This is a genomic window from Streptomyces sp. NPDC002076 (assembly GCF_053593835.1).
In genome coordinates, this window is record NZ_JBSFDI010000017.1 from 73,174 (window position 1) to 96,789 (window position 23,616).

The 23,616-nt window shown below is 72.6% G+C and carries 21 protein-coding genes; 6 read left to right on the top strand and 15 right to left on the bottom strand.

What is annotated here, in order from left to right; genetic code table 11:
* The first annotated feature begins 201 nt into the window (after window positions 1–201).
* Window positions 202–1,092: an RNA polymerase sigma-70 factor gene (locus ACWCQS_RS31035; protein ID WP_451007527.1), complete on the top strand. Its 891-nt coding sequence runs from the start codon at window positions 202–204 to the stop codon at window positions 1,090–1,092.
* Between the two features lie 104 nt (window positions 1,093–1,196).
* Window positions 1,197–1,940, top strand: a complete 744-nt coding sequence (locus tag ACWCQS_RS31040; protein ID WP_451007528.1) for an SDR family oxidoreductase — start codon at window positions 1,197–1,199, stop codon at window positions 1,938–1,940.
* A gap of 40 nt (window positions 1,941–1,980) precedes the next feature.
* Here ACWCQS_RS31040 and ACWCQS_RS31045 read toward each other — a convergent pair whose 3' ends face one another.
* Window positions 1,981–3,267, bottom strand: a complete 1,287-nt coding sequence (locus ACWCQS_RS31045) for an ROK family transcriptional regulator (protein ID WP_451007529.1) — start codon at window positions 3,265–3,267, stop codon at window positions 1,981–1,983.
* A gap of 129 nt (window positions 3,268–3,396) precedes the next feature.
* Between ACWCQS_RS31045 and ACWCQS_RS31050 the strand changes: the two genes are divergently transcribed.
* A complete protein-coding gene (locus tag ACWCQS_RS31050) occupies window positions 3,397–4,611 on the top strand; it encodes an MFS transporter (RefSeq protein ID WP_451007530.1) in 1,215 nt (404 codons plus the stop codon).
* Here the strand turns inward: ACWCQS_RS31050 and ACWCQS_RS31055 are convergent.
* Together ACWCQS_RS31055 and ACWCQS_RS31060 are read right to left on the bottom strand one after the other, a co-directional pair.
* Complete coding sequence (locus tag ACWCQS_RS31055) at window positions 4,571–5,029, bottom strand: acyl-CoA thioesterase (protein ID WP_451007531.1); 459 nt, start codon at window positions 5,027–5,029, stop codon at window positions 4,571–4,573. The two genes, ACWCQS_RS31050 and ACWCQS_RS31055, sit on opposite strands and share 41 nt — an antisense overlap.
* Before the next feature lie 76 nt (window positions 5,030–5,105).
* On the bottom strand, window positions 5,106–6,395 hold the full coding sequence (locus ACWCQS_RS31060) for an alginate lyase family protein (protein ID WP_451007532.1): 1,290 nt from the start codon (window positions 6,393–6,395) through the stop codon (window positions 5,106–5,108).
* Between the two features lie 144 nt (window positions 6,396–6,539).
* Here ACWCQS_RS31060 and ACWCQS_RS31065 point away from each other — a divergent pair, with 144 nt between their 5' ends.
* Window positions 6,540–7,946: a uracil-xanthine permease family protein gene (locus ACWCQS_RS31065; RefSeq protein WP_451007533.1), complete on the top strand. Its 1,407-nt coding sequence runs from the start codon at window positions 6,540–6,542 to the stop codon at window positions 7,944–7,946.
* Here ACWCQS_RS31065 and ACWCQS_RS31070 read toward each other — a convergent pair.
* A complete protein-coding gene (locus ACWCQS_RS31070; protein WP_451007627.1) occupies window positions 7,898–9,043 on the bottom strand; it encodes a glycoside hydrolase family 6 protein in 1,146 nt (381 codons plus the stop codon). The two genes, ACWCQS_RS31065 and ACWCQS_RS31070, sit on opposite strands and share 49 nt — an antisense overlap.
* 181 nt (window positions 9,044–9,224) lie before the next feature.
* On the opposite strand from ACWCQS_RS31070, the gene ACWCQS_RS31075 reads away from it, so the two are divergent.
* Together ACWCQS_RS31075 and ACWCQS_RS31080 are read left to right on the top strand one after the other, a co-directional pair.
* Window positions 9,225–9,911 carry a DUF5995 family protein gene (locus ACWCQS_RS31075; protein ID WP_451007534.1) on the top strand — a complete coding sequence of 229 codons (687 nt, stop codon included), beginning with the start codon at window positions 9,225–9,227 and terminating at the stop codon, window positions 9,909–9,911.
* Between the two features lie 102 nt (window positions 9,912–10,013).
* On the top strand, window positions 10,014–10,943 hold the full coding sequence (locus tag ACWCQS_RS31080; RefSeq protein WP_451007535.1) for an LLM class F420-dependent oxidoreductase: 930 nt from the start codon (window positions 10,014–10,016) through the stop codon (window positions 10,941–10,943).
* A 39-nt stretch (window positions 10,944–10,982) separates the two neighbouring features.
* On the opposite strand, the gene ACWCQS_RS31085 is transcribed toward ACWCQS_RS31080, so the two are convergent.
* From ACWCQS_RS31085 to ACWCQS_RS31135, 11 genes are all read right to left on the bottom strand, one after another.
* On the bottom strand, window positions 10,983–12,680 hold the full coding sequence (locus tag ACWCQS_RS31085; protein WP_451007536.1) for a flavin monoamine oxidase family protein: 1,698 nt from the start codon (window positions 12,678–12,680) through the stop codon (window positions 10,983–10,985).
* A gap of 53 nt (window positions 12,681–12,733) precedes the next feature.
* Window positions 12,734–13,522: a carbon-nitrogen hydrolase family protein gene (locus tag ACWCQS_RS31090; RefSeq protein ID WP_451007537.1), complete on the bottom strand. Its 789-nt coding sequence runs from the start codon at window positions 13,520–13,522 to the stop codon at window positions 12,734–12,736.
* A gap of 171 nt (window positions 13,523–13,693) precedes the next feature.
* On the bottom strand, window positions 13,694–14,314 hold the full coding sequence (locus ACWCQS_RS31095; protein ID WP_451007538.1) for a DUF4232 domain-containing protein: 621 nt from the start codon (window positions 14,312–14,314) through the stop codon (window positions 13,694–13,696).
* A 118-nt stretch (window positions 14,315–14,432) separates the two neighbouring features.
* Complete coding sequence (locus ACWCQS_RS31100) at window positions 14,433–14,813, bottom strand: DUF742 domain-containing protein (RefSeq protein WP_451007539.1); 381 nt, start codon at window positions 14,811–14,813, stop codon at window positions 14,433–14,435.
* Window positions 14,814–14,820: 7 nt separating this feature from the next.
* Window positions 14,821–15,258: a roadblock/LC7 domain-containing protein gene (locus ACWCQS_RS31105; protein WP_451007540.1), complete on the bottom strand. Its 438-nt coding sequence runs from the start codon at window positions 15,256–15,258 to the stop codon at window positions 14,821–14,823.
* On the bottom strand, window positions 15,248–17,896 hold the full coding sequence (locus ACWCQS_RS31110; protein WP_451007541.1) for a nitrate- and nitrite sensing domain-containing protein: 2,649 nt from the start codon (window positions 17,894–17,896) through the stop codon (window positions 15,248–15,250). The genes ACWCQS_RS31105 and ACWCQS_RS31110 overlap by 11 nt, the downstream gene beginning before the upstream one ends.
* A gap of 93 nt (window positions 17,897–17,989) precedes the next feature.
* Window positions 17,990–19,456 (bottom strand): HAD-IA family hydrolase, encoded by a 1,467-nt coding sequence (locus tag ACWCQS_RS31115; protein WP_451007542.1) that lies wholly within the window; start codon window positions 19,454–19,456, stop codon window positions 17,990–17,992.
* 14 nt (window positions 19,457–19,470) lie between these two features.
* Window positions 19,471–20,547 (bottom strand): ABC transporter ATP-binding protein, encoded by a 1,077-nt coding sequence (locus ACWCQS_RS31120; protein ID WP_451007543.1) that lies wholly within the window; start codon window positions 20,545–20,547, stop codon window positions 19,471–19,473.
* 8 nt (window positions 20,548–20,555) lie between these two features.
* Window positions 20,556–21,377: an ABC transporter permease gene (locus tag ACWCQS_RS31125; protein WP_451007544.1), complete on the bottom strand. Its 822-nt coding sequence runs from the start codon at window positions 21,375–21,377 to the stop codon at window positions 20,556–20,558.
* The gene (locus ACWCQS_RS31130; RefSeq protein WP_388626109.1) at window positions 21,362–22,261 is read right to left on the bottom strand and encodes an ABC transporter permease; all 900 of its coding nucleotides are present in this window, start codon (window positions 22,259–22,261) and stop codon (window positions 21,362–21,364) included. The genes ACWCQS_RS31125 and ACWCQS_RS31130 overlap by 16 nt, the downstream gene beginning before the upstream one ends.
* Window positions 22,258–23,418, bottom strand: a complete 1,161-nt coding sequence (locus tag ACWCQS_RS31135; protein WP_451007545.1) for an ABC transporter substrate-binding protein — start codon at window positions 23,416–23,418, stop codon at window positions 22,258–22,260. The genes ACWCQS_RS31130 and ACWCQS_RS31135 overlap by 4 nt, the downstream gene beginning before the upstream one ends.
* Between the last annotated feature and the right edge of the window lie 198 nt (window positions 23,419–23,616).

The following is a 23,616-nucleotide window of genomic DNA, read 5'->3' on the forward strand; positions in this document are numbered from 1 at the left end:
GCGGCCGAGCGGGGCCGCGCAACTGCTGCACCTCCAGGGCGCTTTGACCTTTGGTCCGGACCTATTGACCGTACTGGTCTAGTCCTCTTATCGTGCGGGCGGGTCCGGTGGCGGTGACGACGGCCCTTGCCCGCCGCCGGGCCGCCAGGACGCCGGACGCCACGATCCGGGCGCCGGCGGGCGTCTGGCACGCTGAGGCGCATGACGTCTTCGCCGCCCTCCGAAGAGTTCGAGTTCCACCGGCCCCGGCTGTTCGGCCTGGCCTACCGCCTGCTCGGCTCCGCCCACGAGGCGCAGGACGCGGTGCAGGACGCGTATCTGCGGTTCAGCGGCGCCGACCGGGCGGCGATCGAGCACCCCGGGGCTTGGCTCGCCAAGGCCGTCACCAACCTCTGTCTGACCCGGCTGACCTCGGCCCGGGCGCGGCGCGAGGAGTATCCCGGGACCTGGCTGCCCGAGCCGGTGGTCACCTCCGACGGCACCCTCGGGCCGCTGGAATCGGCGGAGCGGCGCGAGCAGGTCTCCTTGGCCCTGCTGGTCCTGCTGGAGCGGTTGACGCCGACCGAGCGGGCCGTGTACGTGCTGCGCGAGGCGTTCGGTTACGCCCACCGGGAGATCGCGGACGTCCTGGACCTGAGCGAGTCCAACTGCCGTCAGCTGTACCGGCGGGCGGCGGCCCGGGTCGCCATGCCGGAGGGCCGCTTCGAACCGGCGCCGGAGCGGCGGGAGGAGCTGCTCCTGTCCTTCCTGGCGGCGGCCCGCGAGGGCGACCTGGCCGGCCTGGAGAAGATGCTCGCGGCGGACGTCACCTACTGGGGCGACGGCGGCGGCAAGGTGTCCGCGGTCCGGCGGCCGGTCGAGGGACGCGAGAAGGTCGTGCGCTTCCTGGTGGGCGGGGCCGAGCGGTTCGCGGGCGGCCTGGACATCGTGGTGGCGGAGGTCAACGGCGCAAGCGCGCTGGTCGCGTGGGCGGGCGACGTGCTCGCCGGGGTGGCGGCCTTCGAACTGCGGGACGGGCTGATCACCCATGTGCGGACCGTGATGAACCCCGACAAACTGGCCTACATGCAACGGCAGCTGACGCGGTCGTAGCGGAGCCGTCCCGGGGCCTGTCACTTTTGCGGAGGCTGCGTGGTCTCAGCGGGGGAGGGTGCTCCGACCGAGGGGCACCCCGAGTCCGGAGGGACGGGAACAGCATGACCAGCATCCTGGTGACCGGTGGGACGGGCACGCTCGGCACGCGCGTGACGGAGCGACTGCGGGCGGGCGGGCACGAGGTGCGGGTGCTCAGCCGGCACACACCGCCGTACGCCGTCGATCTGCGCGTCGGCGGGAGCGGGCTGGACGCGGCGCTCGCCGGCGTGGAGTCCGTGGTGCACTGCGCGACCACTCAGCGGGGCGGGGACGAGACCGCCGCCGATCATCTGATCGAGGCGGCCCGGCGGGCCGGGGTGGGCCATCTGGTCTACATCTCGATCGTCGGCATCGACCAGGTGCCGCTCGGCTACTACAGGACCAAGCTGGCCGTGGAACGCAAGATCGAGGCGTCGGGCCTCGGCTGGACCGTCCTGCGCACGACCCAGTTCCACGACCTGCTCGTCACGACCCTGGGCGGACTGGCCAGGCTGCCCGTCATGCTGGTCCCGGCCGGGGTCCCGGACCAGCCGGTGGAGGTGGGCGAAGTCGCGGACCGCCTGGTGGAGTTGGCGCTCGGCGCGCCGGCCGGGCGGGTGGCGGACATGGGCGGCCCCGAAGTGCGGTCCCTGGACTCGCTGGCCCGCGCCTACCTCCGCGCGACCGGGCGGCGCCGGGCGGTGGCACAGGTGCCGCTGTTCGGCCGGACGTATCGCGCCTGCCGCGAGGGCGGACTGGTGGTGCCGGAGCGGGCGGTGGGGAAGACGACGTTCGAGGAGTATCTGGGGCGCCGCTTCGGCGGCTGACCCGGCGGCCGTGCTGGAGAGGGGGGAGACGGGTGTGCCGTCAGTTCCGGTCCTGTGGTGCGAACAGCTCGTCCTGGGCGCGGTCCCGGGCGGTCAGCAGGGCGCCGCGCAGGACCGCCATGCCGCCGAGGGTGCTCGGCCGTACCTCTGTGAGCAGGGGTGACATACGGCGGAGCCGCTCCTCCACCAGCCCCGCGAGCACCGTGCCGCCGGCCTGCCCGGCCTCTCCGCCGAGTACCACACAGCCGGGGTCGAGCACGGCCACCACGGACGCGGCGCCGATGGCGATCCGGTCGGCGAGAGCGCGCAGAAACCGGCCGGCGGGGCGTTCAGAACCCGAACCGTCCGAACCGGCGGGGCGTTCGGCGTCCGCGCGAGACGCCTCCCCCGCCACCTGAGCCACCGCCTCCCGGATCACCACCGCCGCGCCCGGTCCGTCCATCGTGGCCGGTACCGGCAGGCCGTGCTCCGCCGCCAGGGCGCCGATCGCCGCCGCGCCCGTCAGCGAGTGGAAGCCTCCGTCGCAGTCCCGCGCCGAGGGCAGCGAGTCGGTGCCCGGCACCGGCAGGAAGCCGATCTCGCCCGTGCCGCCCGAGGCACCGCGGCGCAGCGTGCCGTCGAGGACGACCGCCGCGCCGACGCCATGCCCCAGCCAGAGCAGGACGAAGGTGTCCCGGTCCCGGGCGGCGCCCTCGCGCTGCTCGGCCAGGGCGGCGAGGTTGGTCTCGTTCTCCACGGTGACGCGGGCCCCGGGCAGCCGTTCCTGCAGGGCGGCGGCCAGGTTGCGGTGCCAGGCGGGCAGCCTGCCCGAGTCGCGCAGGTCGCCGGTGGCCGGGTCGACGAGGCCCGGCGCGCCGATGCCGACGGTGTGCAGCCTCCCCCACGCTCGAACGCCCTCGTGCGGGGGCGCCCCCATCGCCTCGGCCTCCTTGGCGGCCCGCTCCACCGCGGCCACCGCCTGCTCCACGGCGGGACCGGTTCCGGTGTCGCCGCCGATCGGCACGGACGCCTCGGCCAGGACCCGGCCGACCAGGTCGGAGACCAGGACGAAGACCCCTCCGGTGCGGACGTCGAGCGCGGCCAGGTGGGCCCGGTCGGCGACGATGCCGTACAGCCGGGCGTTGGGGCCCCGGCGCTGCTCGCCGGACTCGCCGACGACCGTGATCAGCCCGGCGTCGGTGAGCCGTTCCACGAGGTCGGCGACCGTCGGCCGGGACAGACCCGTCAGCTGCTTCAACTGCCCGGCCGTGAGCGGGCCTTCCTGTTGCAGCAGGCGCAGGGCCAGGCGGTCGTTGATGGCCCGGGCGGTGCTGGGTGATGCGGGCATGACGGGAATCCTTCCAGATCGACGCACCGAGGGGCGCCGACGGCGGGCGTAGGCCGACTATCTATCAGGCAGGGTCCCTGATAGTTTACGCGCGGGCCGCGAGGGCGACTTGTGGGGAGGGACCGGAACATGAGTGACGTGGGCTTCGCGCGCGACGAAGTGCGGCGCGCCCGGTACGCCGTGGCGGCCGTGTTCGCCGTGCACGGCGCCGTGACCGGGACGTTCGCCACCCGAGTGCCGTGGATCCAGGACCATGCCTCGCTCGGTGCGGGCCAGTTGGGGTTCGCGCTGGCCTTCACGGCGTTCGGCGCCTCCTGTGCGATGCCGCTGGCGGGCCGGATCAGCCACCGCTTCGGCAGCCGTACGGCCCTGCGCGGACTGCTGGCGCTCTGGACGCTCTCCCTGGTCCTGCCGTCCCTCGCGCCGAACCTGTACACCCTGTGCCTGGCGGTGTTCGCCTACGGCGCGAGCGCGGGCATGGCCGACGTGGCGATGAACGCCCTCGGCGTCGAGATCGAGCGGCTGCTGGGCAAGTCGATCATGTCGGGGCTGCACGGCATGTGGAGTGCGGGCGCCCTGATCGGCTCGGCGGCCGGCACACTCGCGGCGCACCTCGGCTCGGACGCCCGGCTGCACTTCTCGCTCGCCGCGGCCGTGCTGACCGTGCTCGGCCTGGTGGTCTGCACCTGGGTGCTGGATCTGCAGCCCGCCGAGGACGAGGAGCCGCCGCCGAGGTTCGCGCTGCCGCCGCGCTCGGCGCTGCTGATCGGCACGGTCGGCTTCTGCGCGGTGTTCGCGGAGGGCGCGAGCCTTGACTGGTCGGCGGTGTTCCTGCGGGACCGGCTGGACAGCTCGGCCGGCGTCGCGGCGGCCTGTACGACCGGCTTCATGCTGACGATGGCGGTGGCCCGGATCGCCGGGGACGCGGTGGTGAACCGGTTCGGCGCGGTCCGCACCGTCCGGGCCGGCGGCGTCCTGGCCGTGCTGGGCGGTCTGCTGATCGTGTTCGCCGGGTGTCCGGCGGTGGCGATGGGCGGGTTCGCGCTGATGGGACTGGGTATCGCGGTGGTCGTACCACTGTGCTTCGCGGCGGCCGGGCACGCCGGGCCCCATCCCAGCCAGGCCATCGCGGGCGTGGCGACGATCACCTACACCTCGGGGCTGATCGCGCCGAGCCTGATCGGCGGGGTGGCCCAGGCGACCAGCCTGGTGGTGTCGTTCTGCGTGGTGACGGCGCTGGCGTGCGGGCTCGCGGTGTTCGCGGGCGTCCTGCGCAGCGCCGAGCGCGGCGGCCGGACCGAGGTCAGCCGGCCGGCCGCAGCAGTTCCCGACCCACGGCCCTGAAGGCGTCGGTCCAGGGCGCCGGGCGCAGGGTCGCGGCGTCGAGCCGGACCAGCACTCGGGTGCCCTGGGCGTAGGTCCGGGTCCCGTCGGCCGAGCAGAAGCGGAAGCCGTAGGTCAGACCGGTGGTGCCGAGCCGGTCCAGCCAGAGGTGGACGGCGTAGGTGCCGGGGCTGGTCACGGGTGCCTCGTAGCTGATGCGCAGTTCGCGGACCGCGTTGCAGGCGTCGCCGGCCGCGTGCCAGTCGCCGTCGAAGCGCACGCCGTGCCCGTTCCACAGCTCGGTCCAGGCGCGCTCGACCAGCAGCGGGTAGCGGGCGTTGTGCAGGAGGCCGAGCGCGTCGAGGTCGTCGAAGTGCACGGTGACGGGGATCAGCCGGCCGTGGGAGACGATGGGCGCGATCGGGGCTTCGGCGGTCACGGGAGGGGCTCCTGAACATAGCTGGTGAGACGGTTACATACTAAGCGACCGCTCAGGACCCCTCGCCGAGTGCCCGTCAGCCCGCGATGGAGTCCAGCTGCTCGGCGGCGGGCCGCAGCGCCCACAGGTCCCCGCCGGGCGGCGCCTCCAGCCGGGCCACGGCCGCCTCGGCCGCCGGATCGCCCGCGTCGGCCGCCGCGTGCACGACGTCCGTGGCCGCGTACCGGTGGAACTCCAGCTCCGGATGTGACCACGCGGCGGCGCCGGTCGCGGCCGGCAGCAGATAGCCGACCGCCTTGAACAGGCTCTGCCCGTCCGGGCCCTGGTACGCCCACAGGTTCACGCCCACATGCCTGCCGATGGCCGCGAGCCGGGTGTAGGCGACCAGGTCGAAGGTGGAGTAGTGCCAGCTGCGGGTGCGGGCGAGTTCCTGGGGCTGGCCGCCGTCGGCCGCGATCTGCGGGTCGATCCGCTTGGCGCGCGCGTCGAGCACGGTCCGCCGGGCCAGCTCGGTGTCGCCGGTGGCGTAGGCGAGGGCGGCGAGCTGCATGTCGTAGAAGGTGCCGTGGTTGTTGGCGGCCGCGCCCTCCTGCTTGCCGAAGTCGCTGTTCTTCAGCCAGTTCAGGAAGTCGGCGTTCCACTTGCCCATCGCGGTGCGGTCCTCGGCGCTCCAGCCGGGGGCACCTGCGGCCAGGACGGCCTGGGCGTCGAGGACGCTGGTGTACGACTGGGAGAAGTCGATGATGCCGATGGCCCGGCCGTCGTACTTGCACGGGATGAACTGGGCGTGGTCCAGGTCGGGGTTCATCCGGGTGGCCGGGTCCAGGAACCAGGTGCGCAGGATCTGCCCGACCTTCTCGGCGTAGGCCCGCCTGCCGGTGTAGTACCAGGCGAGCGCGAGGTCGTACGTCGAGTCGAAGACCTTCTCGGCGTCCTGCCGGTCCGTTCCGCTGTCGACCTCCGGATTGCGCTGCCCGTCGCGCTGGACGTACGGGCAGCCCCAGGGGTTGCCGACGGTGGGGGTGGTCGTGGGCCACCAGTAGGGGGCCTGGCTCAGGTACTCGTGGACGTCACCGCCGGGTGCGGGCCTCGGCTTGTCGACGACCGTCCAGGGGCCCTGGTCCAGCCAGGTGTCGGCGCGGGTGGTCAGGTCCCGCAGTGCGCGCTGGAGCCGGGGGTCATGACCGAGGCGGGCGCGGGTCTGCCGGAGTCGGGCGCCGTCGAGGACGGCGGTCCTCGGGGCCTTCGGCGCGGAGGGCGCGTACGCGGCGTGCGCGGCGTGCGCGGCGTGCGCGGACGGGACGAGCGCGGCCCCGAACGTCACCATCGCGGCCAGCAGCACAGCCGCACGGGATCTTCCGCTCATCGAGCACTCCGATCTGTCAGCGATCAGCGTGGATCAGATATATGAACTGAGTTCATGAGTAGGACCGTGCGAGCGTAGAACCGCTCGTTACCCGTGACAATGGTTCGGACCGTCTTCACGTACGTAGGAAAGCGAAACTGCACCATGGACCTCGGCGTGCGCTGGAAGCTGCACGGTGACGGGCGCACCCCAGCGCCCGGAGCGGTGGTACGCCCCGACGAGCGGCTCTCCTGGCCGCGCACGGTGGGCCTGGGCGCCCAGCACGTGGTCGCGATGTTCGGCGCGTCCTTCGTGGCGCCCGTTCTGATGGGCCTCGACCCGAACCTGGCCATCATGATGTCGGGCGTGGCGACCACGATCTTCCTGCTCGCCACCCGCGGCCGGGTGCCGAGCTATCTGGGCTGCTCCCTTTCGTTCGTGGGCGTGGCCGCCGTCATCCGCGCCCAGGGCGGCACGAGCGCCACGGTGACCGGCGCGGTGTTCGTCGTCGGCGTGGCGCTGTTCCTGGTGGGACTCGCGGTGCAGCGCTTCGGGGCGCGGATCATCCACGCGGCCATGCCGCCGATCGTCACCGGCGCGGTCGTCATGCTGATCGGCTTCAACCTCGCCCCGGTGACCGCCTCCACCTACTGGCCGCAGGACCAGTGGACGGCCCTGCTGGTCATGCTGTTCACCGGGCTGGCCGTGGTCTGCTTGCGGGGCTTCTGGTCGCGTATCGCGATCTTCCTCGGTCTCGTCTTCGGCTACGGCATCTCCTGGGCCTTCGACCGGATCTTCGGCAAGATCCACTCCATGAGCGCCGGCGGCAAGGTCACCGACCACTGGCGGCTCGACCTCTCCGGCGTCTCCAAGGCCGACTGGATCGGCCTGCCGCACTTCCATGGACCGACCTTCCAGTGGTCGGCGATCCTGGTCGCCCTGCCGGTCGTCATCGCCCTCGTCGCGGAGAACGCGGGCCACGTCAAGGCGGTCGGCGAGATGACCGGCGACCCGCTCGACGACAAGCTCGGTACGGCGATCTCGGCGGACGGCGTCGGATCCATGCTGTCCACCGCGGTGGGCGGCCCGCCGAACACCACCTACTCCGAGAACATCGGCGTGATGGCGGCGACCCGTGTCTACTCCACCGCCGCCTACTGGGCCGCGGCCGGTTTCGCGCTGCTCTTCGGCATCTGCCCGAAGTTCGGCGCGGTCGTGGCCGCGGTTCCGGGCGGGGTCCTCGGCGGCATCACCGTGATCCTCTACGGCATGATCGGCCTGCTCGGCGCCCAGATCTGGCTGCACGCCAAGGTCGATCTGCGCAACCCGCTGAACCTGGTGCCGGCCGCCGCGGGCATCATCATCGGCGTCGGCAATGTCAGCCTGAAGTTCACCAGCAACTTCTCGCTCAGCGGCATCGCCCTCGGCACCCTGGTCGTCATCACCGGCTACCACGCGCTGCGCGCCTTCGCCCCGGCCCATCTGAAGCAGCAGGGACCGCTGCTGGACGAGGGCACCTCCGCCTACGACGCGGAGGCCGCAGGGGAGGGGGCTCCGCGCGCCAAGTCGTAGGCGTACGACGGCGTGAACGTCCCGGCGGCGCCCCGGCAGCCATCGGACTCCCCCGGTGGCTTGACCCACAGGCAGGCGTCGATCCGGGCCTTGCCGGTGTCCAGGGTCGGCGCCCGGCCGATCTTCCGGCCGGGCGGGTCGCACCACCGGCCGTCCGGCGGGGCGCCGTTGCCGTTGCGGCTGGTGTCGATCACGGCGCCGAGGCTCGCCGGGCCGCCGAGCGCGTCCAGGACCTGACGGTCGTAGGCGATCTCGTCGGCGGTGGTGCGGAAGTTGGAGACGTTGCTGAAGACGCCGTCGGCCTCGGCCGCTCCCGCCTGCTTCAGCAACGCGGCCTGCCGGACCGGTGGGTTCCAGCCGGAGTGGCCGGCGTCGTAGTAGACGCGTGCCGTCGGGTCCGCCGCCTTCAGGACCCGGCCGGCGCGGGCCAGGGAGGCGAACCGGGCGGCGCGGTCGGCGTCCGGCAGGCAGTCCGCCTGGGCGATCGAGTCCGGCTCCAGGACGACGATCACCTCGCCCGCGCCCAGCCCCCGGGCAAAGGCGTCGATCCAGGCGTCGTAGGCCGCCGGGTCCGGCGCACCGCCACGGGAGGCGCCGCCGCAGGCCCGGTCCGGGATCGGGTACGGCACGAGCACCGGGACCCGGCCCTTTGCTGCCGCGCCCGCGGTGACCGCGCGCACCCGCGCGGCGAGGGTCTCCGCGTCCGGGTCGGTGAACCACACCGCGGCCGGCTGGTCGGCGGTCCGGGCGGCGATGAGGGCGGTGCGCGGATCGTCTGTGTGCGTACGGACCCAGTCGAGCACCTGGGAGTCGGGGTGGCGGTAGAGGAGCGGTGACACGGTGGTGGCCGGCTGCTTTCTCCTGGTCGGGGTGGGTGTCATGCTCTCCGGGGCCGACGTCGGCGTCCGGGCGACTGTCGTACTCGACGAAGGCGGGGGAGACGGCAGAGGAGAAGGTGTCCGCGGCGCGGGAGCCGCGGTCGGCGCGCGGGTCGCCCCGGTGCGGGCCTGGTCTGAGCCGTGGACGCCGGAGCCGCGCGCCTCCATCACACCGGTGACGGAGCCGGCCAGGGTCACCACAGAGGCCACCGCGACCATCACACGGTGCCGTACGGCACGCCTGCGCGCGGCACGGCGCTCGGCCAGGCGCCAGGCACGTAAGCCTGACACGGTGCCACTCCCCCCTCGCGTCCCGCAGTGCGGCGGTCCGTTCCCCCGTTCCGGCGATGTCTCCGGCCGGTCGGCCCGCCCCTCGGCCCAGGGCTGGGACCCTTCCCCCATGGCGCAGCTGGAACACCTCACCACTCCCGTCGACGCGGTCGTCTCCCGGATGCGCGCTCTCGGCGCGCTCCTGCCCGAACGGGACGGTGTCGCCGTGTTCAACCGCGTCTACCTCACCGTCACCGAGGAGATCGACCGGCGCCTGGACGCAGGGGAGTTCCCGGACCCACGGGCGGCGATCGCGCTGGACGTGCGGTTCGCCGAGCGCTATCTGGTGGCGGTCGACGCGGCGGCCGCCGGCCGCCGGCCGCCCGCCTGCTGGCGTCCGTTGTTCCAGCTCCGCCGCCATCCCGGAGTACGGCCGCTGCAGTTCGCGCTGGCGGGCGTCAACGCGCACATCGGGCGCGACCTGGCGCTCGCCGTGGTGGACGCCTGTCGTACCCTCGGCTGCGAACCGCCGGACCTGGAGGACGAGTTCGACCGCGTGGGCGAGCTCCTCGGGTCGCTGGAGGAGCGCATCCGCGAGGATCTGATGCCGGGCCCCGATCTGCTGCAGCTCGCCGACCCGCTCACCCATCTGCTGGGCTCCTGGAGCCTGGAGCGGGCCCGGGACGCGGCCTGGGTTGCGGCACGGACCCTGTGGACGCTGCGCCACTGCGCCGGCATGGCCGAGGAGTTCGCCGAACGGCTGGATGCGGCGGTGGGGTTCGCGGGGCGGATGCTGCTGACGCCGCTCGCCGACTGAACCTGGCCGGATTCCGCCCCTGCGCGAGCCGCGCTCGGAACACCCTGGTGATCGCCGTACGTTGCCGACGAGTATCCGATCCGATCACAGAGGAGCAGCGGTATGGCGACCCGCCTCGGTCTGAGTCTTCCCCAGATGCGGCAGTACGCGATCGGCACGGACGTGCCCGCGGTGGCACGCGCCGCCGAGCGGATCGGCTACGACAGCCTGTGGGTCTTCGAGCGGGCGCTGTTCCCCGAGCCCGCCACCCAGGGTCTGTACGGCGTGGAGGGCATGCCCTGGCCCGACCAGTACCGGAACGTGGCGGACCCGCTGGTCACCCTGACCCTGGCCGCGGCGGCCACCGAGCGGGCGGAGCTGGGCTCCAGCGTGCTGGTGGCACCGCTGCACGTGCCGTTCCAGCTCGCCAAGGCCCTGGCCTCGCTGGACGCGGCGAGCGGGGGCCGCGTCATCGCGGGTCTCGGCACCGGCTGGTCCCTGGACGAGTACGCGGCCTCGGCCGTCCGGCCGTTCGCGGAGCGGGGCGCGGCCCTGGACGAGATCATCGCGGTGTGCCGGGCGGTGTGGGGTCCGGATCCGGTCGTGTACGAAGGCCGGTTGACGAGGATCGCCTCGGCCGTGGTCGGGCCCAAGCCCGTCCGGCCGATCCCGGTGATGCTGGCGGCGAGCAACGAGCGGGCCTTCCGCAGGCTCGTCGACCATGCCGACGGCTGGCTGCCCGCGGGGTTCAGCGCGGAGGGAGTCGGCGCACAGTGGCGGCGGTTGCGGGAGCTGGCCGAGGAGCGGGGCCGTACGAGGCCCATCCGGACCGTGCTGCGGGTGAACACCAGCCACCAGGCGAAGCCGTACGACGGGGCGGACCGCCAACCCTTCCAGGGCGATGTCGACCAGATCGTGGCCGACCTCGTGGAGTACGCCGGCATCGGACTGGACGAGATCCTGATCGACCTCCAGGGCACCGCGCGGGACGCGCGGGAGCTGACGGACGTCGCCGCGGAGGTGTTTGAAAAGGCGCGGGCGGCCGGAATCTGAGGCCGGCCGCCCGCGCCTTGGTCCTTGCTCGTTTCCTGGTCAGTCCTCGGGCAGCTCCACAGGGGCGATCTCGTCGTACACGTCACCCGGGCCGGGGTTGGCCGGGTCGGTCTCGCCGCCGAAGTGGTGCATGACGCCCCAGACCGCGTTCAGCGCGGTCTGGATCGCGCCCTCGGCCCAGCCGGCCGTCCAGGAGATGTCGTCGCCGGCGAGGAAGATGCCCCGCTTGTCCTCGGGCAGCCGGTCCTGCATGAAGTGGGTGAACAGGCGCCGCTGGTAGCGGTAGTGGCCCGGCAGGTTGGCCTTGAACGCGCCCATGAAGTAGGGCTCGTTCTCCCAGGAGACCGTCACCGGGTTGCCGATGATGTGCTTGCGGATGTCGACCTTCGGGTAGATCTCGCCGAGCGACTTCAGCATGACCTCCATCCGCTCGTTCGCGGACAGCGGCAGCCACTTCAGGCTGTCGTCGCACCAGGTGTAGGAGAGGCAGATGACGGCGGGCTGGTCCGGGCCGTTGTCGAGGAGGTAGGTGCCGCGGGTCATGCGGTCGGTCAGCGTCATCGACATGACGTCCCGGCCGGTCTCCTCGTCCTTGTCCAGCCAGAACGGCCGGTCGACGGGGACGAACAGCTTGGAGCTCTCCATGTAGTGGGTGCGCTCGATCGCCGTCCAGTGGTCGATCGGGAACAGCGAGTCGTCGCAGGCGATCTTGGACAGCAGCATCCAGGACTGGGCGGTGAAGATCGCCGCCTTGTAGGTGCGGATGTCGCCGTTCGCGTCCGTCACGGTGATCTGGTTGCCCGCGGTGCGGTGCAGCCGGGTCACGGCCGGGCGCGGCTCGCCGTCCACGTGCAGGGACTTCAGCGAGGTGCCGTACGGCCAGTGGACGATCTTCTCCGGCTCGCGCTCCCACAGGCGCAGCGGCAGCTGCTGGGAGCCGCCGACGATGCCGCGGTGGTGGTCGTCGGCCTCGGTGTAGACGACGCGCAGGATCTCCAGGATGGAGTTCGGGAAGTCGGTGTCCCAGCCGCCGGTGCCGAAGCCGACCTGGCCGAAGATCTCGCGGTGCCGGAAGGACTTGAAGGCCTCGGACTCGCAGAGGAAGCCGTAGAAGGTCTGGTTGTCGAGCTTCTCGACGAGCTTCGCCCAGATCTCGCGGATGCGCGGGACGTCCCGCTCGCGCATGGCGCGGTTCATGTCGGAGAAGTCGGCGCCCTCGTCGAGGCACTTGTTCCAGGCGTCGGCGACGTCCCGGTAGACCTGGGGCAGGTCGTCGATGGTCTCGGCGTAGTGCGACTCGCCCTTGAGGTCCACGACGGTCGAGGGGGTGGCCTCGGCCAGCGGGTTCGGGAAGGGCCTGGTCTCCAGACCCACCATGTCGATGTAGTGCTGGAGGGCGGTGGAGGACGGCGGGAAGCGCATGGCGCCCATCTCGGCGGTCAGCGACTCGTCGCAGCCCTCGAAGCCGACCGTGCGCAGCCGGCCGCCGATCTGGTCGGCCTCGTAGACGACGGGCTTGAGGCCCATCTTCATCAGCTCGTACGCCGCCACGATGCCGGACAGACCGCCACCGATGATCGCGACCTCGGTGCCGTGCTCGGTCGCGGGTATCTGACCGAGGCCCGCAGGGTGGGCGAGGAAGTCGTCGTAGGCGTAGGGGAAGTCCGGGCCGAACATGGTGATCGGCAGCTGCTGCTCGTCGGTGTGCTCGACGGCGTTGGGCACCATGGACGTCATGGGGTACGGACTCCTTGCACGAGGTGAAACAGGGGGGAGGCTTTTGCGGCGGCTCAGCTGAGGGACCCGTACAGACCGGGGCGGCGGTCCTGCAGGTACGGGTTGGCCTCGCGGGAGGCGGCCAGGAAGTCGGGGTCGGCGTCGGCGAACACCAGCTGCTCGGTGCGGCCGGCCCGGGTGCGGGCGACACCGTCGGGACCGGCGAGGACGGAGAGGCCGACGAACTCGAACTCCCCTTCCTGCCCGACCCGGTTGACGTACGCGACGTACATCTGGCTCTCCCAGGCGCGCACCGGCACCAGGGACTCGGCGACGAACTGGAAGGGGTGCATCTGCGCGGTCGGGACGACGAGAAGGTCGGTGCCGGCCAGGGCGTGGGCGCGGACGTTCTCCGGGAACTCGACGTCGTAGCAGATCATCAGGCCGACGGTGAGGCCGTTCAGCTCGGCCTGGACGACCGGCTGCTCGCCCGGCGTGAAGTGATCGCGTTCGAAGCAGCCGAAGAGGTGGGTCTTGCGGTAGTTCGCGAGCCGGGTACCGTCCGCCGAGATCAGCTGGGCGGAGTTGTGGACGGTCTCGCCGTCGCGCTCCGGGTAGCCGTAGACGATCGCCAGGCCGTGCCGGTGGGCCAGCTCGGCGATCGCGTCCGCGCTGTCGCCGTCGGCGGGCTCGGCGAGGCGGGCGATGTCGTCACCGATCGCGTACCCGGTCAGGAACATCTCCGGTGCGGCGAGCAGCGCGGCGCCCGCGGCGGCGGCACGGCCCGCGGCCTCGTCGAGGACCTTGAGGTTCTCGGCGATCGAGCCGGGGCGGCCGGAGCTCTGAAGCAGGGCGGTGCGCATGCGTGAACCTCACCGGACGGGGATTTTGGGGGGCCACGAAGAAGGTACGGTCGGCGTGCTCGACCGGACAAGAAGGAGCCGTTGCGCGCCCGTGCGCGGTTCATTGCGTGGAGAGCGGGTCGGACGGCGATTCGTTGCGCGCCCCGGGTGCGGTTCCCGTCCTGGGTGCGGCTACTTGCCGGTGCCGACGGGGTCGACGGTGACGGCGGAGCCGCTGCCGTCCGAGACCGGCACGTTGATGCTGACGGGCAGCGTGCGGGAGTGCGTCTCGTTCGGCGGGGTCACGACGAGGCTGGTGAAGGTCTCGCCGCTGCCGCCGGAGGTGTTCGGCGGGTAGTGCAGGGTGAAGCGGGTGTCCTCGCCCGGCTTGACGCTGACCAGCGGGGCGGCGAGCTTGCTGCGCCGGGCGCTGACCGTGCCGTCCTTGCTCTTGAGATCGGCGCCGGGGAAGCCCTTGAGGATGCAGGCGGTGGAACCGGTGTTCTTCAGGTTGACGACGAGGGTGCCCTCGGCCATGCCGCCGGAGGTGCTGAACGCGAGCTGGGACGTGGTGCAGGCGGACGTCATGGCGCTGCCCGTCCGGGACGCGGTGGGGGTGCCGGTGCCGCTGGACGCGCCGGTGCCGTCCGAGGCCTGGGAGCCGGAGCCCTGGGAACCGGAAACCTGCGAGGCGGAGCTCGGCGAGGCGGAGTCGCTCGGGTCGGAGGAGCCCTTGGCACCGCCCTGGCAGGCGGTGAGTGACAGGCCTGCTACGGCGGCGACGGCGAGCAGCGAGAGCTTCTGGACGCGCATTGGTTCCCCTTCAGCGGTACGGGTTCGGCGGTGCGGGTGACGTGCTGCCCCGTGAGACACCTGGCGCGATTGACGCGTTCCGGTCGACACCGCTCCCGTACGCGGCTGTGACAATCGGCTAGATCTCCCGCAGCCGTCGCACGATGTCCCGCAGCAGCCCCGGGTCGGTGGCCGGGTCGCCGGCCGGGTGGCGGCGGGGCTCGTCGATGCGGATCAGGCCCGCCTCGGCCAGGTCACCGAGCAGCACCCGGAGGACGGTCAGGGGCAGGTCGGCGTCCGCGGCCAGCTCCACCACGGGTCGCGGGCCGCGCCGGATGAGGTCGAGCAGGGCGGCACGGGCGTGGTCGACGGCCGGTCCCGGCGCATCGGCGTCCAGCGCGGTGACCCGGGACATCAGGTCGATGGCCTGCGCGCCCGTGGGCCGGGTGCGGCCGCGCGTCACCGTGTAGGGGCGCACCATCGACCCGGTCTCGTCCTCGTACCAGTGCTCGTCGCTCACCGCGGGATCATCTGGGGGTGCGGGCGGCCGCGTCCAGGTGGCGGCCGAGGCGGCGGACGAGCAGGGCCATCTCGTGGGCGAGCTGACCGACGTCGGTGCCGGCCTCGCTGAGGACGGCGAGCCGGCTGCCGTGGCCGGCCGGGGTGATGAAGAGGTAGGCGTCGTCGAGCATCACCATGGTCTGCCGCACCTCGCCCGCGGCGAACCGCTCCCCCGCCGAGCGGGCCAGGCCGTGGAAGCCGGAGCAGACGGCGGCCAGGTGCTCGATGTCGCGCCGGCGCATCCCGTCCGAGCTGCTGAGCGGGAGGCCGTCGGCGGTCAGCAGCACGGCCTGGCGGACGTGCTCGGTGCGCGCCACGAGATCGTCCAGCAGCCAGCCCAGGTCCGTGCCGGGCGCTCCGGCGTGCGGGTCGTGCGGCTCCGGGGTCTGGTCGTCACCGTTCATGATCGGTGTCGGTCCCTTCGTCGGCGTGGCTGGTCAGAGGGTCGGCGTCGGTGGCGGCGTTGTGGGCGTGGGCGGGTGCGTGTGCCTGGTCAGGTGCGGCGGTGTGTTCGGGTGCGGTTGCGTGGGGGCGGGTCGCACCGTTCCCCGCGCCCCTTGGGAGCGGCGCTTCCGCCGGATTCCTGGCAGCGGATCCTCGGGCAGTGGCGTCGGTGGCCGGGAGGCCCTTGCGGCCGCGGTCGAGGCCGCGCTGGAAGGCGCCGAAGATCGCGCGCATCTCCTCGGCGTCGATCTCACGTCCGGGTCCGGTGTCGCGCGACGGCGGTTCGTCCCGCAGCTCCCGGACGAGGGAGGCCTGCCGGGTCCGGCTGGGCAGGGCGGGCGGGGTGACCGGCGCCTCGGACACGGCCTCGGGGCCGGTGCCGGCCGAGGCCGTCGGCCGCTCCGCCGAAGACGGCGCGGAACCGGCCCCCGAACCGGCGCCGGCCACAGTCGTCGGGGCGTCCGACGGCAGCTCGCGCACCGGCCCCGGATCAGGGACGGCCCGGGACGACGGCCCCTCCGCCACCGCGGACCCGGACACGGCCCCCGTACCCGGCGCGGGCACGGACGCGAGCCGGTTCCGTCCGGGCAGGTCACCGGCGGGCGCGCGCTGCGGCTCACCCGGCCCGGACTTTGCCGGCCGCTTCCTGGACGGCAGCTCAGGTACAGCCGTCCCTTGCTCGGGTGGCTCCGGCTCCGCCAGCACCCCCTGCGGCAGCAGGACCACCGCCGTCGTACCGCCGTACGGCGAGTCCGTGAGGCTCACCTCGATGCCGTGGCGGGTGGCGAGGCGGCCGACGACGTAGAGGCCGAGGCGGTCGTGGCGGGTGGGGTCGAAGGTGTCGGGGTCGGTGAGGGTGGCGTGGGCGTGGGTGCGCGCCTCGGCGTCGAGGCCGAGGCCGCGGTCGTCGATCTCCAGCACGAACCCGCTGCCGACGCGCCCGGTGCGCAGGGTGACCTGGGTGTGCGGGGGTGAGAACGCCGTGGCGTTCTCCAGGAGTTCGGCGACGAGATGGACGACGTCGGCCACCGCGTCCGCCGCCACGCCCACCTCCGGCATCGGCGGGACCACCACGCGCGCGTAGTCCTCGATCTCACCGACGGCCGAGGCGACGACGTCCGCGACCGGCACGGGCCGGCGCCAACGGCGGCCGGGCGTGGCGCCGGAGAGGATGATCAAACTCTCCGCGTGCCGGCGCATGCGGGTGGTCAGATGGTCGATGCGGAACAGCTCGCGCAGGACGTCGGGGTCGTCGGTGCGCCGTTCCAGGGTGTCGACGAGCTTCAACTGGCGGTGCACCAGCGCCTGGTTGCGGCGGGCGATGTTGAGCAGCACCGCGAACAGGCCGCGGCGCAGGGTCGCCTGCTTGACGGCGGCTTCGACGGCGGCGAGCCGCGCGGTGTTGAAGGACCGGCCGACCTGCCCGATCTCGTCGTCGCGCACCTCGTCGGCGGCCAGCGGCGGCGCCTCCGCCACCGCATCGACCTCCTCGCCGGCGCTCAGCCTCCGCATGACATCGGGCAGTTGACGCTGGGTCAGGACATCGGCAGCGTCCCGCAGGATCTCCAGGCGCCGCGAGATGCGCCGCGCACCGCGCACCGCGAACCACAGCGACAGCCCCACGGCCGCCAGGCCCACCACGCCGACGACGGCCGACTTGGTCAGCTCCCGGTAGGCGAAGGCCCGGCCGCGTGCCGCGGAGTTCTCGGCGGACCGCGTGCACAGTTGCATGTACCGCTGCACGGCCCGGTCGGTGGTGGACCGCCAGGTGTCCGCCGCGACGGCCCTCCCGGCGCCCGCGGCCCCGGCCCGCAGCAGCGCGTCCTCGCCGCGCGCCAGCGAGCCGTACAGGTTCCCGCGCTGGAAGTCCTCGAACAGCGCACGCGAGTCGGCGGGCAGGTCCGGCACATACGTTCGCTGGAACACCCGCCGGTCCTCGATGGTCGCGGTCAGCGTGTCGTACTGCCGGTCGGTCAGCGTGCCGGCCGCCCGCGCCCCGGCGACCAGCGCGTCCTCCCGGGAGACGAACTCCCGTACCCGCACGAGCTCGCTCACGACCTGCGCCTCTCGGGCGAGCTGTCCGGCCTGGAGGGCGGTGAGCGTGGACTGCACGTCGAAGCCGGGCTCGACCAGCGCGCTGTACTGGTCCACGGCCCGGTCCCAGGTGATGTGCCGGGACAGCACCTGCGAGCGCAGCCCGTCCAGTGTGGCGGTGGCCGTGACCATGGCGTCCAGCGCCTGCCGCTGCCGGGCCGTGAGCCGGCCGCGGTCGCCGCCCCGGATCGCCTGCCGCATGGCGTCCACGGCCCGGTCGGTACGGCGCTGCTGTTCGAGCAGCTGACCGGCCGTCGCCGTGTCGAGGCGGGCGCCCAGGTAGGCGGCGGACATCCGGCGCTCGATCTGGATCTGCCCGACGGCGGTGTCCACGGGGGTGCCGAAGTCCTCGTACACCCCCTGGAGCCGGATCAGCGCGCGCAGTTCGGCGGTGACGGACACCATCGCGAAGCTCCACAGCGCCATCAGCGCGACGGCCGGGGCGAGCGCGAGCGCCACGATCCGCGTGCGGACGGTGGTGGGACGGCCGAGGGGCCAGCGCATGGAGTACCTGCCGGGGTTACCAGTCAGTAGAAGTGCGGCACAAGCTACGGGAGGCTCACCCCGGACCGCAATGTGACGTGCGGTAACCCTCGGTCACATCCTGGTCAAGGCGAAGGTCGTGACGACCGCCGCGTGGTCGGAGGGCCAGTCGTTGTCCGCGACGTCCGGCCAGGGGCGCGGGCTGCCGGTGACGAGGGTCCGCGCGTCCCTGACGGTCAGGCCGCGGTGCAGGACGTAGTCGATCCGGTCCTGCGGCTCGGGCCGTCCGCTGCCGTCCTCATGCACGGGATGGATCGGCGACCAGGTGTGGCCGGGCTCGGCGACGGGGTCCGGGTGGGCCTCGCGGTAGGAGTCGGCGAAGCCCGCGTCCTCGGCGGCCCTCGTCACCGGCCAGGCCACGTCCGGCCAGTCCAGGTGCGAGGGACAGTTGAAGTCGCCGACGAGCACGACCGGGACGCCGTCGCGCGAGAAGTCGGCGATACGGGCCAGTGCGTCCCGCATCTGGGTCAGCCGCAGCTCCTCGTGGTCGATCAGCTCCGCCGCCGGCAGCCCGTCGAAGACGGACTCGTAGGGGCCGTACGGCGTGTAGTGCAGATGCGCGGTCCACACGTCGACCTCGCGGCCCGGTGCCACGGCGATCCGGACGCCCGCGGCGCCGTAGAAGCCGACCTCCGGGTCGCCGAAGCGGGCGGTGATGGGGTGGCGGCTGATGATGCCGAGGTTCTCGCCGGCCCGGTGGTGGTGCCAGCCGAGCGCCTCGGCCAGCTCCTGGGCCGCGGTTCCGCCCGTCTCCTGGAGTCCGACGACGTCGGCGCCGCTGTCCAGAACGACCTTGAGCTGCTTGGCCCGGTGATCGTCGACCTCGCTGCCGCCGAGCCACAGGTTCCAGCTCATGACCCGGAGTTCGGGCGCGACCATGCGTCGCAGCTCGTGGACCGTGACCCCGGCGAGGCTCTCCCGGACGGTGCGGCCGGCCGCCGTGCCGATCGGCGCCAGGGACGGTACGGCGAGGACGGCGCACCCGGCGGCCTCGGCGGAGGTGACGCCGGTCTCGGTGTCCTCCACGGCCACACAGGCGGCGGGTTCGACGCCGAGGGCACGGCAGGCGGCCCGGTAGGGGTCGGGGGCCGGCTTGGTGCGGGTGGTGTCGTCGGCGGTGACGGAGGCCGCGAACCGGTCGGCGCCGAGCGCGTCGAGGACGACGTCGGCGACCGCGCGCGGGGACGCGGTCACCAGGGCGGCGGGGACGCCGGCGGCGGCCAGCGCGTCCAGCAGGTCCAGCGCGCCGGGCCGGGGCACGATCCCGGTGCGGACGCGGTCGGCGAACTCGCGGTGCAGCTCGGCCGCGAGGTCCGCCTCCGGCCGGCCCGTCGCCGTACCGAGCCAGGCGGCGGTGTGCTCGACCGGACGGCCGAGCACGTCGGGCTGGTCGGCCTCGGTCAGCTGGCGCCCGGCGACCTGCTCGACCGCCTCCCACCACAGCCGCTCGGTGTCGACGAGCGTGCCGTCCATGTCGAACAGAACGGCCTGCAGCGGGTGTTGATGGGTGTGGGGGGTCACGTTCGGGGAATTCCTCACTTCTGGATACGTTCGGCCACGAGCACCGGCCGCTCGGGCAGCGACACGCCGACGGCGGTTCCGGCGCCGAGCCCGCCGGCCTCGTGGGCGGGCAGGTCGGCCTTGACCTCGGTGCCGTCGGCGAGCCGTACGGTCACCCGGACGACCGCGCCGAGGAAGGCGGTGGCGACGATCCGGGCGGTGCCCTGCTCGTCCGGGCGCACCTGTACGGCCTCGGGCCGCACCAGCACGTCCACCGCACCGCCGGGCACCTCGCCGTCGGCGGGCAGCCGCTGACCGAGCACCTCGACCGTGCCGTCCTTCAGCTCGCCCGGGATCCGGCTCATGGTGCCGACGAACTCGGCGACGAAGGCGGTGGCGGGGCGGCCGTACAGCTCGGCGGGTTCGGCGCACTGTTCGAGGCGGCCGGCACGCATGACGGCGACCCGGTCGGCGACCGAGAGCGCCTCTTCCTGGTCGTGCGTCACGAACAGGGTGGTGATGCCCAGCTCCTGCTGGAGCCGTCGGATCTCCTCGCGCAGGGTGAGCCGCACCTTGGCGTCCAGCGCGGACAGCGGCTCGTCGAGGAGCAGCACGCGCGGGCGCAGGGCCAGGGCGCGGGCCAGCGCGATGCGCTGCTGCTGGCCGCCGGAGAGCTGGTGCGGATAGCGCTCGCCCTTGTCGGCGAGGCCGACCAGTTCCAGCAACTCGGCGGCGCGGGCGCGGCGTTCGGCCGTGCGGACGCCGCGCATGCGCAGCCCGAAGGCGACGTTGTCGAGGGCGCTCAGATGCGGGAAGAGGCTGTACGACTGGAAGACCATGCCGGCGTCGCGGCGGTGGGCCGGGACGTGCGTGACGTCCTCGCCGTCCACCAGCACGGCGCCGGAGTCGGGGTGTTCGAACCCGGCGAGCATGCGCAGCGCGGTGGTCTTGCCGCAGCCGGAGGGGCCGAGCAGGGCCAGGAACTCCCCCGGGCGGACGGTCAGGTCGAGCCCGTCGAGGGCGACGGTGGCCCCGAACTCGCGTCGCAGCGACCGGAATTCAACGGTGGCGGCCCTTTCGGCGACGGCCTTCTCAAGCGTGGTGGCGGTCATGGTGTGTGTCATCCCCGGGAGTTGGCGGTTCGGTTGCGTCCGCCGCCGGCACCGGCGAGCGCGAGGAGCAGGGCCCAGGTGACGAGCAGGCTGAGCACGGACACGGCGACGGACATCTGGGCCTGCTCTCCGCCGACGTTGTAGATCCACACGGCGAACGGGGTGTAGCCGAGCAGATGGGAGACCGTGAACTCGCCGAGGACCAGGGCCAGGGTGAGGAAGGAGGCGTTCAGCAGGGCCCCGCGCAGATTGGGCAGGACCGCCTGGACGAGGGCCTTGGGCCAGGAGGCGCCGCAGCTGCGGGCCGCCTCGACGAGGGTCCGAACGTCGATGGCGCGCAGGCCGGCGTCCAGGGCCCGGTAGACGAACGGCAGGGCCATCACGACGTAGGCGAGGACCAGCACGACGGGGAAGCTGTCGTTCTGGATCACCACGAACGTCTCGAACAGCGGGGTGCGGGACAAATGCTCCGGGCCCCACTTGAGCACGGTGGCGATCCCGGCGACGAAGGCGATGGGCGGCACCACCAGCGGCAGCGAGCACACCACCTCCACCACCGGCCGCAGCCGGGGCGAGCCGAGCCTCAGGGCGACCACCGCGGGCACCATCAGCAGCAGCACGACCGCGATGGTGGCCACGGCCAGCTCCAGCGAGAGCAGCAGGCTGGAGAGGAAGCCGTCGGCGGAGAGGATCTTGGTGTAGGCGTCGAAGGTGAGACCCTGGCCGGGGACGTCCACCGTGAAGATCGCGGAGGCGGCGAGCGGCACCAGGAAGTACAGGGCGGCGAGGCCGAGGACGACCCACCGCCAGAGGGTCAGGCGTCGAGCCATCGGGCACTCCGTCGCTGAAGGGGCAGGTACACGGCCATCACCAGGCCCGCCACCAGCACCATGTCGAGGCTGAGGGCGAGGGCGACGTTCTCCTGGCCGACCAGCACGTTGCCGGACAGGGCGTCGGCGATCTGCAGGGTGACCAGCGGGACCGCGCTGCCGACCATGGCGGCGGCGGTGGCGTAGGCGGCGAAGGCGCTGCCGAACAGCAGCACCAGGCCGCCGAGCAGTGAGGGTGCGAGCACGGGCAGGGCCACGTGCCGCCAGTACTGGGCCCCGGTGGCACCGTTGTTCAGCGCGGCCTCGCGCCACTGGGAGCGCAGGCCGTCCAGCGCCGGGGTGATGGTGAGGACCATGAGCGGGATGAGGAAGTACAGGTAGACCAGGATCAGGCCCCAGAAGCTGTAGAGGTCCCAGCCGGTGCCGTTCAGGCCCAGGTGCACCGTGAGCACGCCCGCGTTGCCGAGGGTGGCGACGAACGCGAAGGCCAGCGGGACACCGCCGAAGTTGGCGAGCACGCCGGAGGCGGTCAGCACGGCCTCGCGCAGCCAGCGGGAGCGGGAGCTGACCACGGCCTGGGCGAGCGGCAGCCCGAGCAGGGCGCCGAGCGCGGCGGAGATCGCGGACAGCTTGACGCTGCCGAGCAGGGCGGTGAGGTACGGGCCCTGCAGCGAGGCCGTCATGTTGGCGCCGGTGTAGGTGGTGGCGCCCGTGGTGGCGTCGTCGACCGAGAAGGCGCCGTTGACGATGGCCAGCGCGGGCAGGCCGAAGGCGACGGCCGTGAACGCCAGCAGCGGCACCACTGCGAGCCAACCGGGGGCGCGGCGCCGCCGCTTCGCCGAAGCGACGGGCGCCACGTCCGCGCGCGGGAGAGCGGCGGTCATCCGGAGACGGCCTTCCCCCAGCCCTGGGCGATGACCGTCTTGGCCTTGCTCTGCTGGGTCTCGGTCGGGAAGGAGGGCGTGCCGGTGACCTTCGGGAGCTTGGCGGCGGCCGTCTTGTCGAGGGTGCCGGCCTTGTCCATGGCGGCCATCAGGGCCGGACGGGCGTAGCCCTTGAGCCACAGGTTCTGGCCCTCGGTGCTGTACAGGTACTCCTGCCACAGGCGGGCGGCCGCAGGGTGCGGGGCGTCCTTGGTGATGGCCTGGGAGTAGTACTGGGCGTACTGGCCGTCGCTCGGGATGACGACCTTCCAGTCGAGGCCCTTGGACTTGAACTCGTCGGCGTAACCGGCGTTCAGGTAGTCCCAGTCGATCGAGATCGGCGTCTCGCCCTTCTCGACGGTGGCCGGGGTGGACTCGACCGGCGTGTAGTTGCCGTTCTTCTTCAGCTTGGCGAAGAAGTCCAGGCCGGGCTGGATGTTGTCGAAGGAGCCGCCGTTCGCCAGGGCCGCCGCGTAGACGCCGCCGAAGGCCGAGCCGGACTTGGTGGGGTTGCCGTTGAGGGCGACCTGGCCCTTGTACTCGGGCTTGAGGAGGTCCTTGAAGCTGGTCGGGCAGGTCTTCACGCGCTTGGCGTCGCAGCCGATGGAGACATAGCCGCCGTAGTCGTTGAACCAGCGGGCCTGCGGGTCCTTCTGGGCCTCGGGGACGTCGGCGTAGGAGGCGACCTTGTAGGGCGCGAGCAGGCCCTGCTGGGCGGCGCTCAGCGCGAAGGAGGAGCCGAGGTCGAGGACGTCGGGGGCGCGGTCCTGGCCCTTGCGGGTGGTGACGGCGTTGATCTCGTCCTGGCTGGTGCCGTCGGGGCTCTCGTCCTGGATCTTGATGCCGTACTTCTTCTGGAAGCCGTCGATGATCGCGCCGTAGTTGGCCCAGTCGCGAGGCACCGCGATGATGTGCAGCGTGCCTTCCTTCTTGGCCGCCTTGACCAGGGCGTCCATGCCGCCGAAGTCGGCCGCGGAGGTGGCGGTGGCGGCGTTCTTGCCGTCCTTGGTCGTGGTGGACGCGTTGTCGGGGGCGGCGCCGCAGGCGCTGAGCGCGAGCGCGGCGACGACGGCGAGGGAGCCGCCGAGGACGGCGTTTCTCGGCAGGGACACGATCACGGTCTCTCCAGGGGACGCATGAGGGTTGCGGAGAACTTGTCTGAACAAGTTGCGTCACAGTACGCCCGCTCGCGGTGTCCTGTCTGTAAACGGGAGCGAAACTTTGGACCCTGGTTGGCTGCACAATCCAGACCGTTTCAGATCACGCTCAGGTCTCGATTAGGCTGGTCACGCTGTGCACAGTGACCCGAGCAGAGG